General features: G+C 55.4%; 1 pseudogene. It reads right to left on the reverse strand.

The features are described from left to right. Positions 1-182: 182 nt before the first annotated feature. Positions 183-343: pseudogene (locus EN818_RS34135) on the reverse strand (TetR/AcrR family transcriptional regulator); the annotation flags it as partial.

Consider the following 343-nt stretch of genomic DNA (forward strand, 5'->3'; position numbering starts at 1 on the left):
CAATTCAAGAGGGCCGTCAAGCTCTTTCTTGGACGCTCAAAAGCCACCCCGCAAGCGGATTGGGATGGTATCTGTCTGTTTTCCCTTATTTTTCCTACTCCTTGATACATGGTGGCCTTGTTTCCGGCGATGTATCACAATTATTACTGGTAGCTGTCCCCTCAATCTGGTCGAACCAGATTCTAGGACATCCCTATTCCGGGCGATGCCGAAACCCTACTCGCTTTCGCCTCCGATTCCGCCATCGCCGCGCGCACCAGCGCCGCCGCCGCCCACTCGGCGACCGACATCATGTCACGGCTGTCCAGGCCCCATATATCCTTCAGCACGATCAGCACTTCGA

The sequence above is a fragment of the Mesorhizobium sp. M3A.F.Ca.ET.175.01.1.1 genome, from assembly GCF_004791945.1.
Classification (GTDB): domain Bacteria; phylum Pseudomonadota; class Alphaproteobacteria; order Rhizobiales; family Rhizobiaceae; genus Mesorhizobium.